The organism is Acinetobacter higginsii (genome assembly GCF_000369525.1).
GTDB classification, from domain to species: Bacteria; Pseudomonadota; Gammaproteobacteria; order Pseudomonadales; family Moraxellaceae; genus Acinetobacter; species Acinetobacter higginsii.
The window spans coordinates 1777354-1790678 of the sequence record NZ_KB850072.1 but is presented as its reverse complement, the minus strand read 5'-3'; the positions used below and the strand labels follow the sequence as shown (position 1 = coordinate 1790678).

Sequence of the window (13325 nt, the reverse complement as noted above, 5' to 3'; positions counted from 1 at the left end):
GATTTCTGTACCATCGCAAAGTCGCCAACACGTTAGCCGTAATTATGTAAAACGGTACTACAAGGAAAAAAACTTGAAATGATAGAAATTTATAAAATCGATGACTTAAAAAAAATTGAAGAATTTTTAGAAAGCCAAATGGACAAGAATAAACTTCGTGAAACACTTTATACGGAGTTTTTGAAATATGCAGACTACAAAAATGTAACCGAATGGAATAAAGCAGTAAAACTTTGTGAAAGTCTTGCCATTATAGGTTGGGGAGATTATGAGCCGCTTGAAGCATTGAAAGGAATATATTTTAATGGGAACCCAATGACTTTTTTCTGCAACAAATTTGGGGAATGTCGATTTGTGGATGCAATTTGGTCAAAAAGAAAAACGGGCTTTACAATGGAGCAAGGCAGAACAACCTACCATTTTAGCCCAGACCAGAAGGACGAAAAACAAACGATACTTTGGGAATACGAAACAAAGGAAGATATACAGGATTTAAAAATTGAAAGCCAAAGAAATTGGGTGCCGAAAAACCCGATTTGGATAGAACGTGGAATTAGCAATTGTTATGAAAATTCAAAAGCAGTTATTGAAAGTGTCGTTAATGACTTACAACCTGCATTGAACCTTAAAATGCAACCTGAAAAATACGGAAATGCCGTAAATCGTATCGTTATAAAGCATGCTTATAGTTATTTCGACCATGCTCACTGCAAAACCAATTACGTTATTTTAGAAAGCGACAAAAAAATATCAAATCAAAATGCGTGGGAAGAATTACATAAAATATATCCGAAAGAAGAAATAACAGAAAACGGATATTATTTACGAAACAGATTCGAATATGGTCCGTTCAGAGCTGATACAGGTAAAGTGCAAGCAACTATTCACTTTGAAAAATCTTTCAGCGAGTTGAACCATAAAGAGCAAAAAGAAAAATTGAGTGAATATACTCTAACAGCACTGAACACAATTATTGATAAATTAAAAAAGAAAAAGCTCCATTATGATTTTGACTTAATGCTCGAAGATTTCATTAAAATATTAAACGAATGGAAAATGAAAAACTAAGGCTAACAAGCGGTTTTGCGATAATAGGCGTAGAATGGGTTACGTTATCACTAACCCACGCTACGCATTACTAATGCGTGAATGAATTGCTAGGGCTCAGTCCGCGGGATATATTTGCCCGTTTAGCAAGAAAGTGCGTACACCATGCCACTAAAAACCCGAACAATAAGACTATACCAGCGAGGTCTGAACTCATGACAAGCAGCACCAAAGAAGGAAAAGCGCCTATAAGGGAGTCAGCGAAAATTCGCCGGAAGTTCCGCATGAATGAACTCCAATTTTATCTCAACTCATTAAGATAGTAAGCAATTGGATATGTCGTTTCAAGAACCCAAAATACAAGCGTGCTTTGGAGAGAAAGCTCAATCCAGTGGATTGCCAATAATATTACTGATGATGCCTTGCATGATATGTGAGCCTTGTTCCTGATACAGCGATTGATACCATTCTTCAGTCACTTGTGGATCTTTCATATGGGTGATATCGCAACGCTTACGTGCTCGAAGTACCATTTCTTTAGTACGATCATTGCGCTTATTTTGATAACGTGCCAATGCATCCTCTAAACCAAAGGTATTGATTTGCAAGGCACGAGCAAGATAAATCGCATCTTCCATGGCTTGGCAGCCGCCTTGACCGATATCTGGGGTGGTGCTATGGGCTGCATCACCGAGCAGCACCACACGTCCTTTATAAAAATCCATGAAAGGTTCAATGTCATGAATTTCGACACGATTGGCTTTTTGTTCATCTAAAGCTTCAATCAGTTTTTGTACAGGTTCACACCAGCCGCTGAAATGGGATTTGAGGTCTTGCTTATATTGTTCACGTTGATTGGCCAGCCCAGCCGCTAACGGAACATCAAAGAAAAAATAAAAACGATTTTGGGCAACAGGCATCAGTGAGACACGTTTACCTTCACCGATATACGTCGTCCATTGCATGGCAGGTGCAATCGCTTCATCAATATCAACCAAACCATTCCAATTTACATAACCTGCATAGCGACGTTCAACTTGATAACCGAGGACAAATTGTCGGGTGAGGGAATGTGTACCATCTGCACCAATCAGTAAATCAGCTGTAATTTGTGAGCCATCCTGAAAATGAAGGGTGACATCATCTTGATGGCTTTCAATCGCCGTCATTTTCATGCCCAGTCTGATATCTTCCAGACCAAATTGCTGCATTAATAATTGTTGTAGATCGGCTCGGGCGACAGGGTAGGCCCGTTGCCCGACTTCTTTATATAAAGGTGATAAGCTAAATTGAGTCATGGTTTGTTGGCTCAGACCATCTACATAGGCCAAAGATTCCATTTGCCCACCAAGCGCCTGAATTTGATCGGTTAAGCCCAGATAATTGAGGCACTTAACCCCATTTGACCAAAGTGAAATAGCGGCCCCAACAGGTAAGATTTCGGCAGCTTGTTCATAGATTGTGACCTGATGACCAAATTTTTTTAAAGCGATACCAGCAGTCAAACCGCCCATACCTGCACCTACAATCGCAATATTCATCGTTCAGACCCTAAATATATAAATAAGTTTCTAAACAGTTCTAAGCGAGAAGTGTGCCAATTTTAGCAACTGGTTTTACTGGTCATACCAGATAATTTGCTTTATTAAAAAGCAAAAATAGAAAGGTTGCATTGATGTGGTTCAAAGCATGGGGCAAAGTGGTGCAGATTTAATTTTCGTGCTTAGATTGAGCTGTTATGCCGAGAAAAGTACACACCCGCCCGTTGAGCAGCACCAATAATATGCGCTTGCATGGCTTTTTCAGCCGCAGCTGCATCCTGATTAAATAAGGCTTGTAGAATTAATTCATGTTCTTGAATGGTTTTAAATGCCAGATTAGGTTGAACAAATGGCAGTATCTGGCTTTTTTTAATCCATTCAGTATGCATTTTAAGTGTTTGAATAATTGATTGATTATGACTAAGTTCAATAATGTGCTGATGAAAAGCATAATCAAATTCAGAGGCTGCTTGCCAGTTCTGCTGTTTGATTGCACTGGCAAGTGATTGGTAGTGTTGCTGGAGGGTCGACTTATCCTCTTCGGTTAAGTATTCACATGCAAGCAGGGCACAGAAACCTTCCAATACATAACGTAATTGATAGAAATCTTTAAGCGAAACACGGTGTTCGCCATCCCATTGTTCAGCGGCTTGGCTATGCTGTGAAATCACATAAACCCCTTTACCCGCCTTGATTTCCAACAATCCTAAAGCGGCAAGGCGGGTTAATGCCTCACGTAAAGAAGCGCGGCTGATTCCCAACTGGAGGGCAAGATCACGTTGTGAGGGTAAGGCAGAACCGACTGCATAAGTATTTTGTTGAATGCGCTGATGAATCACTTCCACCGCTTGCTCAGTCACCTGAGAGGATTTTCCATTGAGCATAGCCTGTGGACTCATCAGCAACGCACCTTAAATATAAAAATAAACAGTTTGATTCTACACAAAATTTATCTTTTTGTTGGCGCTGTTAATTAAAAATAGCTATATTTTTAACAACAGGTCAGACCAGTTGGACTGGATCTTGCATAATAGAATAGAAATGAAACCTTCAGGAATGATCAATGACAGTGCATGTTGCTAAAACCGTAGCTTTACCGACCCATTTGCAGGCGTTAACCAATCTTGCTGATGCCAGAATTGGTGCAACTATCATAAGTTGTTCCGATGAGTTTTTTGCAGAAGCTGCAAGAATGCTGCAAAGCACACCCGCTCAATTCATTGAAGGAAAATATGATGACAATGGCAAATGGATGGATGGATGGGAAACGCGACGTAAGCGTGAGTCTGGTTATGATTGGTGTATTGTTCGTTTAGGGGTGACAGGGCTTATATCTGGATTTGATATTGATACCTCATTTTTTACAGGTAATTATCCAGCATCTGCTTCCATTGAAGGCTGCTATGCACCAGACAATCAACTCGAGGGCACGACATGGACTGCTCTATTAGAAAATTCAGTTTTATCTCCAGATCAGCATCATTTTTTCGACTGTGCCGCTCAGAAAATTACCCATATCCGCATTAATATTTTCCCTGATGGCGGTATTGCACGTTTAAGAGTGTATGGCCGTGTGCTGCTCGAAAATGTCGATACAACCCAGCAGATGGATTTGATTGGTTTGAAAAATGGCGGGCGTATTGTGGCCTTTAGCGATGCGCATTTCGGCCATCCGAATAATCTGCTCAGTCCTGATCGCGGCATAAATATGGGTGATGGTTGGGAGACCAAACGTCGCCGTGCCCCTGGTTTTGATTGGTGCATTATTGCTTTGGGACAAACAGGCCAGATTGAAAAAATTGATGTAGATACCGCGTATTTTAAAGGGAATTTTCCTGCGTTTTGTTCGATTCAAGCTGCTTATATTGAAGATGCAACCGATGCGCAACTTATTCCGCAGAGTATGTTCTGGCCTTTTTTATTGGAACAGCAACCTTTGAGCATGGACAATATTCATGAGTATGTTGCAGAAGTGCTTCAACATCAAAAAGTGAATTATATCCGCGTCAATATGATTCCTGATGGCGGGATTAGTCGGATTCGTTTATGGGGGAAAGCGGCACTGGTTGCAAAATGATTTTTCAGGGATTTAAGGGGCGAAGCCCCTTAGCACACCCTCAAAAACCAATGGCGCAGCCATTGGTTTTTGAGCTTTTGATTTTAATTTGATTGCATAACCTGTAGTTATTTTTAAGCAAATAAAGCAACAGCGCAAAAGTTGTCTTGCGCGACAGTGTTGCTCACGCGATGCAACTGATCTAAAGAGAATCAACCTATGCATGAAAAAAATATTGAAATTCGGCCTTTAACTCAAGACAGTTTTGCTGATTTTGGGGATGTGATTGAAAAGAGCAACAAAGACTTTATTCCGATTAATCAGGGACTCACTGAACGCTATCACGCCTTATCTCTTGCACAGGTGTCAGGCGATCAGGTCGCGGTAGGGATGAGTATTTTTCATAATCTGTTTGCAACTCCCATTCCATTTCAGATTGAGATGTTGGAACGACATCCGTATGGTTCACAGTCTTTTATTCCATTACAGCAACAGAAGTTTATTGTTGTTGTGGCGTTGCCTTTTGATCAAACGCGACCTGATGAGCAACGGATTCAAGCTTTTATCAGCAATGGGCAGCAGGGAATTACCTACCATCAAGGGGTATGGCATCATCCTTTAATTACTTTGGAAGCAAATAGTGATTTTCTGGTCGTAGATCGCATTGGTGGTGGCAGTAATTGTGATGTCCATCATTTATCTCAACCGTGCTGGATCACTGAGGCTTTAGTACAGTCAGAGATCGTGAATTTGTAACCATTAAACCATGCTTTTATATTTTCTTTTAAATGGCCTATTCTGTTCAGTAATCTAGTGCATTCAGAAGCTTTTTTAGATTCTTTTCTTGATATAATTTTATTTCTTATAAGGTTTACGAAATAGAACCAGAAGATACCCTGCAAGAGAAGCCTTGTGTTCTTGATTGGAATATGAAGTAGTTTTTGAATCAAGAGTTTTGCCTGTTTTTATAAATCTTAATATTTGAAAGATATTGAATTGATGTCGAGCGATCATAATGAGTATTGATAAAAAGCAGTTCATTAAAGTTGCACAAGCACATTTAAAATCTATAGAACATCAATTAAACACAGAGTTAGCCATGTTGTCTAATCGATCATGGCATGACACAACAAAGTTCTTGCTTATAGAATACGATTCATCACAGTTTGATAGTCAGTTTTCTGTGAGCTTATGGGCGATGGATGAGTACGGTAATTCTATTAATTCTAATAAACATGACTTTCTAATTGATAATACGATTGCAATTCCTGTGGAGATATATGATTACGATAATTATGCTAATGATGAAGAATGGGATGAAGTTGATCCTTGGGCAACTGCGTCAACATTGATAGAACATTGGTTTGCGCAACAATGGAATAATCATCCATTAATAAATTTTCCCGCATATATCGGGCACCATGACAGTTACTTCAAAACTGAATTGTCGAATCTCATGCAGATAGATTGGGATGCTATTCTCAAACGTGCTCAGACCCGATAAAACTATTTTTAGAAAGGCGGACTTTTTTTTTCAAATTCGTATCGATTTGCGCTTAAGTACTCTTTTACCATGATAAAGAACAATTCAGATTTGAGCTATTACAGTTTACGATATACAAATTTATAGGGAAAAAATGCACAATTATCCGAAGATCAGAGTTCTTTCATACATTGGAGTGATGAAGCTGAATGATGTCGTAGATATAAATGCGATTGAGGCGTTGGCTAACAAATACATTGAGACACTCACGCCGTCGATAAACACTGAAGATTTGGGTGAGTGGCGACTCTTGATGTATTTGGTGTTTAACCACGGCGATGTTATTGGGCTTGGCAAGTGTTGCGTCACCTATCCGTCAGACAAAGAAAAAAGCTGGTCGATTGGCATTCCTGTTCCTGACCTGAAACAAGCCGCTTATGGTCTGGAAGAAAAACATTTCGTTCGTACTAGCGTTGATCGACGAGCCGAGTTCCATGACCCTGTTAATGCTAAATTCGCTGATTATTCCGATTTGCAGACGTGTCTAGCTACGAATGTCATTCGTGGTTTGGAGGCTGCTTTTTTGCGTGGCGTGACCATTGCAGGGAAACGCATTAAGCTTATACGACCAGTGTAGTAGTCGCTATGGTGGTAAAAGTTAATGCTTAAGGGTTAAATTGGCAAAGGATTGATAAATATTATGTTATCTACAGTTAATATATTAGTGCAATTTGTCGAAGGCCATATGGAAACGCGCTTATTCGAAGATGCTTTATACAATGATCCTGATATTGAAAAATTATTATCTGCTGAGCTAGCTCCACAATACGCACTTGCTGCCCACACGCTTTATCATTATTTGATCACTCTAAATTATCGCAATCCGATTGATGTGTTGAATGCCGAATCCGTGATTGTAAAATATTTAAAAGAACAACAAGAGATTAACGTGCAAGTGTCTAGTGATAGGGCTGATATGGTTAAGCTTATTGTTGTAGTTCAACCAAAGTGGTTGGATCTTGATCCAAGTTATGTACAACAACTTATGCAAGAAGCCCCAGAAAAACTATCAAAAGATGAATTAAAAAAATGGCTACAATGCAGAATATTGGAACTCTTTCGCTATGCAAAGAAACCCCCTAAATGGCTCCAAGCACCAGCTTGGCCGATGGTAGAGAAAAAACCATTAGTCTTTCTAGGGCAAATTACAATTCCAGATTATTTTCATGATGAGGCTGCTGCATACGTCTTCCACGATCCAGTAACTCAACAATGCCAAACCATAGTTCAAGTATGTTGACGACTAGATAGGGTTTGAAAATTACTTCAAACCCTATCTAAATAATCAGTATTTCCCTTTAAAATTTGCACTGATGCGTTGTTTTAGATATTCCTTCGTTGTAATTGCTGGATATTTTTTTTGTGGGCTTGCAATTAGCACATCTTCATTGGCTTGGCAGAAGAAGGCGAAGCTATAACGTGCTCCTTGGTATTCATCTGCTTCTGGATTTTTGACTCGGTGGAAATTAGAAGGTAACTGATCATCACTCCAACGCATCAACATATTGCCAATATTACAGGTGATCACATCATCACTTGGAAGGTTGCTCATTTTAATTTAGAATTCTCGATCCTATGAATATTCGCGTATCTTTATTATTTTCTAATTAAGATTTTTATATAAAACATAAATATTGATTTTCTATGTCAACAAAACGTTATGTAGCAAGAGAATTGCTTGAGCAGCACACAAAGCAAAAGAAGCAAGAAAAATTAGAACAAAGACGTTTGGCGCACGAACAACGAGCTAAAGAAAAAAGACAGGCGAAAATACATATTAGCCTTTTGATTATTGTATTTATTTTACCGTTATTTTTATTTCCAGCATATCCACGCAATCAGTGGCAGTATGAGATTTATCGTTATATCACAGAGCAGATGTTGATTACGGTAGGGACTAAAGGTCCATTGCCATTTTTTACTATTCTTTCAAGTATTTATTATACGATTGTAACCTCTGTTTTCGGAGGTTATTTGTGCTTCTTATTCATTAAGAGAGTCGGCGTGAGCAAGGCGTTTCAGGAAAAAATTTATAGTAAATTTTTTCAGGCCGAGTTTAAAGCATCGGAGAAATATCCATGGTTGGAAAAACCATTAATTAAAAAAACAATAGTTTCAGGTATATTTTTCTTATTCCTCTTAATCGGCATCCTACATTTTCTACATGATGAAATTTCCTTTCAGGATGGTAGCCGTAGAGGTGCACTCATCCAGTTAAGTTATAATTATCGAATTGGCGTAATTTTTTGGGAAGCATGTATTAGCACTATTACGATCTTTCCATTTTTCTATTTTGGTTTTTTATTCATTTATCTTGTTAACTATTTTTTCAGAGGTTTAGGTACGGGAAAAATCAATATTCCTCAAAAAGCGGTACCTAAAAGAACCAAGAAGAGATCACGGAAAAGATCATAAACGGAAAAAATAAATCGATATTTTTTAAGAGTAGACAGAGACGATTTACCTCTGTCTACAATGAATCAACGATTAGTATTTCCCTTTAAAATTCGCACTGATGCGTTGTTTTAAATATTCCTTGGCTGTAATTGCTGGATATTTCTTTTGTGGGCTTTCAATTAGCACATCTTCATTGGCTTGACAGAAGAAAGCGAGGCTATAACGTGCTCCTTGGTATTCATCTGCTTCTGGATTTTTGACTCGATGGAAATTAGAAGGTAATTGATCATCACTCCAACGCATTAACATATCGCCGATATTACAAGTGATCACATCATCTCGTGGTTCGATACTGGTCCATTGTTGCTGTTCCATATCTTTACCTGGACAGACTTGCAGACCACCTTGACCGTTACGTTGAAACAATAAGGTTAAACAATCAAAATCGGTATGTGCACCTGCACGCCATAGACCTAATTGATCTTTCAGAGCAGGATCAATAGCATAGTAATGCAACATTCTTAAAGTACTTTGATAGCTGTCTTGTTCAGGATCGTGGGCAAGACTAAAGAAATTATCGGCAAAACCCAGTTTATAAGCAAAGCAGGAGAGTATTTTCATACCCACGTGCCAACATGCCTGTTCAAATTCAAGCATGGTATTTTTAAAATCAGGTAGCTCTTGCTCGGTTGGATAAAGCCCATCCATACGTGGACGAGTAATTTGGTAGGATTCTTTCTGGTCTGGGGTACTGGTTGATGGACGAACTTGGGCCTTACTTTCCCAACCTGCATTTCGATTAAGTGGGTAACGTGCTTTGACTGGTTCAGGTAGAGCAAAAAACTGTTGTGTCATGTCAAATGCAGTTTGGATTTGCTCAAGTGGAATACCATGATGCGAGACCTGAAAAAAACCGATATCAGTAGCAGCGGCCCAAAGCTGCTCCGCGATTTCATATTTACGTTGTTCAAAGTCTGATAAATCAATCACCCGAACTTCGCGTTCAAATGTTTCTTGACCCAAAGCTCCCATACGAGCTTCTTTTTGCAGTTCTTCTAAGCTGTAGTCTTGTTCAGCTAATGCCGTCATATTGGCGCTATTCATATTTTCAACCTCATCTTTTGGATAAACCGTGACCCAATCAAATAGATTGAAAGAGACGGGGTCACATTCAAAAAAGAGCTGCACTTTTTCCATAGGAGAAAGCTTATAAAAAAAAGTGAGCTGATTTCTGAGCAATGACCCACATAACAGTCGATGTGACTGACTATGCTGAACGCTTCTACTCTGACAGAAAGAATGAAGCACTTTTTGTGCCAGTTTATAAAGTGAAATAGGTCAATATGAGGAGAAACACTGCAATTTCTTGTGAAAATATTGAAATTCAAACAACAGTGGACTTTAATCTGTCTAAAGATGGCACTGAATTAAATGACTTTCAGAAGGAATGTTGTCATATGAGCAATTTTCAGCAGCTTGCAGATCATATAGGGATCATTTTGCCAGCGATGCTTGCCAATTGGTTGGAAGACGGATCAACACGTTATGACAATTGGGCCGAAACTTGGCGTGAACGCATGTTGAACGCACCTCCACCTTTGATCAGTGCTTATGATTTTGAGTGGATAGGTGCGGAGAATGCGAGAGATATTCAAACTGATTGGTTGAATCCTAAGTATCAACAGGGTATTCGCTTTTTACCGTTTGCTTGTACTGGTGCAGGTGATTGCTATGCGTTGATTCCGCTTGCTCACGATACATTAGCTGTTGCCTTGATTGCTCATGATTCAGGAAGCGTAACTTGGTACGCGCGATCATTCGCCGAATTTGTTTATATGATGCTGGTCGAAGCATGTGCAGATCATGAACAGTTATTAGAAGATGGCTTTTCTGAGGCAGAGGCCAATCAATGTATATTGGCAGATATGTCGAATGTGTCCAAGGTGCTGTCTTATGAGTTAGCAGATAGTTTGAAAACGCTGAGAACATGTCTAACTGCTGTTAATTATTCAGATAGAGAAGAGCAGCAGGCATCGGTTTTAGATGATGATATTGATTTGGCATTGGCGCTTGAAAGCCTGCTGACAGAGCTAAAGGAAAAGTTTTCTACATCAGATTTTCCTGAGTTAACTTGCAAGCCTCGTTGGGAGTGTGAATAAATGCAGATTTATGGCAGAGATGTACTCTCTTCAGATGAACTATGGGAACTTTATCAGCGTATGATCCAAACATCTGAATTATGGAATCCAGAAACTTTTAAAGAGGCAGCAAAGAAATGCGGCTTCAGTAGAGTTGCTAGTCGTGAAGGTTATTTCAGTTTTTCAGGAAAAAAACATCTTACTGGTCAGGCCAAGATTGTTGATAATTTCATTGAGGAAATTCGTCTTTTTATTGGTAATGAACCCAAAAACTTGACGGAAGAACTCTATAAAAAAGATCGTCGGAAAATTGGAAAAATCGCTGCTGAGTATTCTGCTCAATTTAAGCAACAACTGGGTGAACCCCGAATATCAAACAATAATGATATTTTCGAATATAACGATCATCGTCTTCGAGTGCTCCCAACGAATTGTGTTTGGGTCGTGATTTCTAATCTTTCTATTCTCAAACAATTGCCAAATGACTGGTGGGCAGAGAAATAAGATTAAAAAATATCAGCACTGCGAAAGTGCATTAGCGTTAGTTTAACGCACTATTTTTGGAGAGGTTAAAAAAGAGTTAGAATGATTAACTTTTGAAGTATATAGTAATTTTTATACTAATCTATTTTTATTATAAAATTCTTGAGCACTTTTTTAGTGAAACATGGCTGTCTGTGGGGATTTTTGCAGTCACATTAATTGTTCTGAGGGTCGTGCTTTATTTTTATAGGAAATCAAAGGGTATTCGGGATGAGTATATTGCAAAAACCTTGAACTTTAAAACCCGACAGGCTCTAATCAGCTTAGGTTTGGAGCTGAATTTTGTAGATAAATAACGTTCCTAAAGGAAAGAGGTACTATGAAACTTGAATTTATCGCAAATGATGTGAATTATTTTTTTGAAGATGGCATTCATATTCTTGGATTTGCGGATAATGCGAACGAACCACAAGAGTATGTCATCTTTGAACGTAGTATAGAGTTTGATGAGCAGGATCGAAAGTTAGGTCAGGACACATATTTTGTGGAGGTCTGTGCAGATGGTAGTGCAGGATACGGAGGAATTAGGTTAGTTTCTTTTTTGGCTGGGACTTTGAAAATTGAATTCGAAGAGGACGCAAAATGGTGTGGTGAATTGTCCTTTATACAGATTGATATACAATTAATAAAGGATTATGGGCGTATTAAGGATTGGTTGTTGGCTATATTCTCAAAGACAGATACATTAGTCGAGTTCGAATCTGGAAAGCTCTTATAAAGTGCATCTGCACTTACTTAACGCACCATTAAACTGCATACAAAACCAAAGACTCAATGCAGTTGATTCATCTAAAAACAACTAATAATAAATCCAACCTAGAAAATTACTATAAAAATCAGGATCAAATCAATCTTGGCACAGAGCTTGCTAAATCATGATTGAGTATAAGCGGTCAGTATGTTGCAAACATACGGGACATTGCTCTACAGCGTTTGCTGTTCCTCTTTTGGGGACAAAGCCAATTGATTTGGTTTTGAGAGAAATGTGTAGCTTATACATTGATTGACCCCCTTAAAAGAATAGCAAGATGAATCCATACAGATTTAGGGGTCTTAATATGAATATTCAGCACTATGTGGGCAAAGGGCGACGTACTGTTATCTCGGGCGCGTTATTGGGACTAGGCACAGTGCTCAGCTCAACCAGTTTTGCAGCCGATAAACTGGTTTTACAAACCACTTGGTTTGCACAAGCCGAGCAAGGCGGCTATTACCAAGCACTGGCACAAGGAATTTATAAAAAATACGGGCTTGATGTCGATATTAAAATCGGTGGGCCACAAGTCAATAACATGACCTTATTATTATCAAAACGTGCCGACATTATTATTAATTATGACCTACAGGTCTTAAAAGGCATCGAAAGCAACTTTCCCATCAAAGCGGTAGCAGCACCATTCCAGTTTGATCCACAAGGCGTGCTTACTCACAGCGATGTAAAGTCTTTGGCCGATCTCAAAGGCAAAACCATTTTGGTCTCGACCAGCGGACAAGCAAGCTGGTGGCCTTGGTTAAAAGGTAAATATAAATTAGATGCCGCACAGGCACGTCCTTATACCTTCAATATGCAACCATTTTTAGCAGGCAAAAATGTAGTCCAGCAAGCCTATGCCACCTCAGAAGTTTTTCAGGCGAAAAAAGCAGAACCATCGAGTAATTTCTTTTTATTTGCTGATGCGGGTTATCCCGCTTATGGCGGCATTTTAGTGACCCGCAATGATGTGATTCAAAACAAACCTGATGTGCTGCGCCGTTTTGTCCAAGCTTCAATGGAGGGATGGAAAAACTATTTAGCCGATCCACGTTTGGGCAATAGCATCATTAAAAAAGAAAATCCGAATATGAATGATGAATTACTGACTTTTGCTGTCGGGCAAATGCGTAAATTGAAATTGATTGATGGTGGAGATGCCAAGACCCAAGGCATTGGCGTCATGACAGATGCACGTTGGAAAGCAACGCGAGATTTTATGGTGAACGCAGGTTTACTCAAAGCTCAAACCAATTGGAAAACCGCTTATACCACGCAGTTTGTTAAAGCTGCCAAATAGCCTGAGATA

The 13325-nt window shown here is 39.1% G+C and carries 14 protein-coding genes and 1 pseudogene; 11 read left to right on the top strand and 4 right to left on the bottom strand.

Annotated elements, in window-relative coordinates; translation table 11 throughout:
* Positions 1-78: 78 nt before the first annotated feature.
* Positions 79-1068 carry a hypothetical protein gene (locus tag F902_RS14585; RefSeq protein ID WP_005204584.1) on the top strand — a complete coding sequence of 330 codons (990 nt, stop codon included), beginning with the start codon at positions 79-81 and terminating at the stop codon, positions 1066-1068.
* A 362-nt stretch (positions 1069-1430) separates the two neighbouring features.
* On the opposite strand, the gene hpxO is transcribed toward F902_RS14585, so the two are convergent.
* Positions 1431-2588 carry an FAD-dependent urate hydroxylase HpxO gene (hpxO, locus tag F902_RS14580; RefSeq protein WP_005204582.1) on the bottom strand — a complete coding sequence of 386 codons (1158 nt, stop codon included), beginning with the start codon at positions 2586-2588 and terminating at the stop codon, positions 1431-1433.
* Between the two features lie 182 nt (positions 2589-2770).
* Positions 2771-3487, bottom strand: coding sequence for a FadR/GntR family transcriptional regulator (locus F902_RS14575; protein ID WP_005204580.1), 717 nt, complete (start codon positions 3485-3487; stop codon positions 2771-2773).
* A gap of 164 nt (positions 3488-3651) precedes the next feature.
* Between F902_RS14575 and alc the strand changes: the two genes are divergently transcribed.
* From alc to F902_RS14550, 5 genes are all read left to right on the top strand, one after another.
* On the top strand, positions 3652-4665 hold the full coding sequence (gene alc / locus F902_RS14570) for an allantoicase (RefSeq protein WP_005204578.1): 1014 nt from the start codon (positions 3652-3654) through the stop codon (positions 4663-4665).
* A gap of 198 nt (positions 4666-4863) precedes the next feature.
* Positions 4864-5400 carry an ureidoglycolate lyase gene (locus F902_RS14565; RefSeq protein WP_005204576.1) on the top strand — a complete coding sequence of 179 codons (537 nt, stop codon included), beginning with the start codon at positions 4864-4866 and terminating at the stop codon, positions 5398-5400.
* 259 nt (positions 5401-5659) lie between these two features.
* The gene (locus F902_RS14560) at positions 5660-6148 is read left to right on the top strand and encodes a hypothetical protein (RefSeq protein WP_005204574.1); all 489 of its coding nucleotides are present in this window, start codon (positions 5660-5662) and stop codon (positions 6146-6148) included.
* A 178-nt stretch (positions 6149-6326) separates the two neighbouring features.
* Positions 6327-6764 carry an Imm9 family immunity protein gene (imm9, locus tag F902_RS14555; protein ID WP_017402348.1) on the top strand — a complete coding sequence of 146 codons (438 nt, stop codon included), beginning with the start codon at positions 6327-6329 and terminating at the stop codon, positions 6762-6764.
* 63 nt (positions 6765-6827) lie between these two features.
* Positions 6828-7427 carry a hypothetical protein gene (locus F902_RS14550; protein WP_005204571.1) on the top strand — a complete coding sequence of 200 codons (600 nt, stop codon included), beginning with the start codon at positions 6828-6830 and terminating at the stop codon, positions 7425-7427.
* Between the two features lie 45 nt (positions 7428-7472).
* On the opposite strand, the pseudogene F902_RS14545 reads toward F902_RS14550, so the two are convergent.
* Positions 7473-7727: pseudogene (locus F902_RS14545) on the bottom strand (2OG-Fe(II) oxygenase family protein); the annotation flags it as partial.
* A 104-nt stretch (positions 7728-7831) separates the two neighbouring features.
* On the opposite strand from F902_RS14545, the gene F902_RS14540 reads away from it, so the two are divergent.
* Positions 7832-8602: a hypothetical protein gene (locus F902_RS14540; protein WP_005204569.1), complete on the top strand. Its 771-nt coding sequence runs from the start codon at positions 7832-7834 to the stop codon at positions 8600-8602.
* 72 nt (positions 8603-8674) lie between these two features.
* On the opposite strand, the gene F902_RS14535 is transcribed toward F902_RS14540, so the two are convergent.
* Positions 8675-9688: an isopenicillin N synthase family dioxygenase gene (locus F902_RS14535; RefSeq protein ID WP_026057558.1), complete on the bottom strand. Its 1014-nt coding sequence runs from the start codon at positions 9686-9688 to the stop codon at positions 8675-8677.
* Positions 9689-10041: 353 nt separating this feature from the next.
* Between F902_RS14535 and F902_RS14530 the strand changes: the two genes are divergently transcribed.
* From F902_RS14530 to F902_RS14510, 4 genes are all read left to right on the top strand, one after another.
* A complete protein-coding gene (locus F902_RS14530) occupies positions 10042-10743 on the top strand; it encodes a hypothetical protein (RefSeq protein ID WP_017402349.1) in 702 nt (233 codons plus the stop codon).
* On the top strand, positions 10744-11226 hold the full coding sequence (locus tag F902_RS14525) for a hypothetical protein (RefSeq protein ID WP_005204566.1): 483 nt from the start codon (positions 10744-10746) through the stop codon (positions 11224-11226).
* Positions 11227-11584: 358 nt separating this feature from the next.
* Complete coding sequence (locus F902_RS14515) at positions 11585-11983, top strand: Imm10 family immunity protein (protein ID WP_005204557.1); 399 nt, start codon at positions 11585-11587, stop codon at positions 11981-11983.
* 340 nt (positions 11984-12323) lie between these two features.
* On the top strand, positions 12324-13316 hold the full coding sequence (locus tag F902_RS14510; protein ID WP_005204555.1) for an ABC transporter substrate-binding protein: 993 nt from the start codon (positions 12324-12326) through the stop codon (positions 13314-13316).
* Positions 13317-13325 lie beyond the last annotated feature (9 nt).

Excerpts from the sequence above, each read along its gene's own strand:
- F902_RS14585 (WP_005204584.1), top strand. The coding sequence starts at position 79 with ATGATAGAAATTTATAAAATCGATGACTTAAAAAAAATTGAAGAATTT.
- hpxO (WP_005204582.1), bottom strand. The coding sequence starts at position 2,588 with ATGAATATTGCGATTGTAGGTGCAGGTATGGGCGGTTTGACTGCTGGT.
- F902_RS14575 (WP_005204580.1), bottom strand. The coding sequence starts at position 3,487 with ATGAGTCCACAGGCTATGCTCAATGGAAAATCCTCTCAGGTGACTGAG.
- alc (WP_005204578.1), top strand. The coding sequence starts at position 3,652 with ATGACAGTGCATGTTGCTAAAACCGTAGCTTTACCGACCCATTTGCAG.
- F902_RS14565 (WP_005204576.1), top strand. The coding sequence starts at position 4,864 with ATGCATGAAAAAAATATTGAAATTCGGCCTTTAACTCAAGACAGTTTT.
- F902_RS14560 (WP_005204574.1), top strand. The coding sequence starts at position 5,660 with ATGAGTATTGATAAAAAGCAGTTCATTAAAGTTGCACAAGCACATTTA.
- imm9 (WP_017402348.1), top strand. The coding sequence starts at position 6,327 with ATGAAGCTGAATGATGTCGTAGATATAAATGCGATTGAGGCGTTGGCT.
- F902_RS14550 (WP_005204571.1), top strand. The coding sequence starts at position 6,828 with ATGTTATCTACAGTTAATATATTAGTGCAATTTGTCGAAGGCCATATG.
- F902_RS14540 (WP_005204569.1), top strand. The coding sequence starts at position 7,832 with ATGTCAACAAAACGTTATGTAGCAAGAGAATTGCTTGAGCAGCACACA.
- F902_RS14535 (WP_026057558.1), bottom strand. The coding sequence starts at position 9,688 with ATGAATAGCGCCAATATGACGGCATTAGCTGAACAAGACTACAGCTTA.
- F902_RS14530 (WP_017402349.1), top strand. The coding sequence starts at position 10,042 with ATGAGCAATTTTCAGCAGCTTGCAGATCATATAGGGATCATTTTGCCA.
- F902_RS14525 (WP_005204566.1), top strand. The coding sequence starts at position 10,744 with ATGCAGATTTATGGCAGAGATGTACTCTCTTCAGATGAACTATGGGAA.
- F902_RS14515 (WP_005204557.1), top strand. The coding sequence starts at position 11,585 with ATGAAACTTGAATTTATCGCAAATGATGTGAATTATTTTTTTGAAGAT.
- F902_RS14510 (WP_005204555.1), top strand. The coding sequence starts at position 12,324 with ATGAATATTCAGCACTATGTGGGCAAAGGGCGACGTACTGTTATCTCG.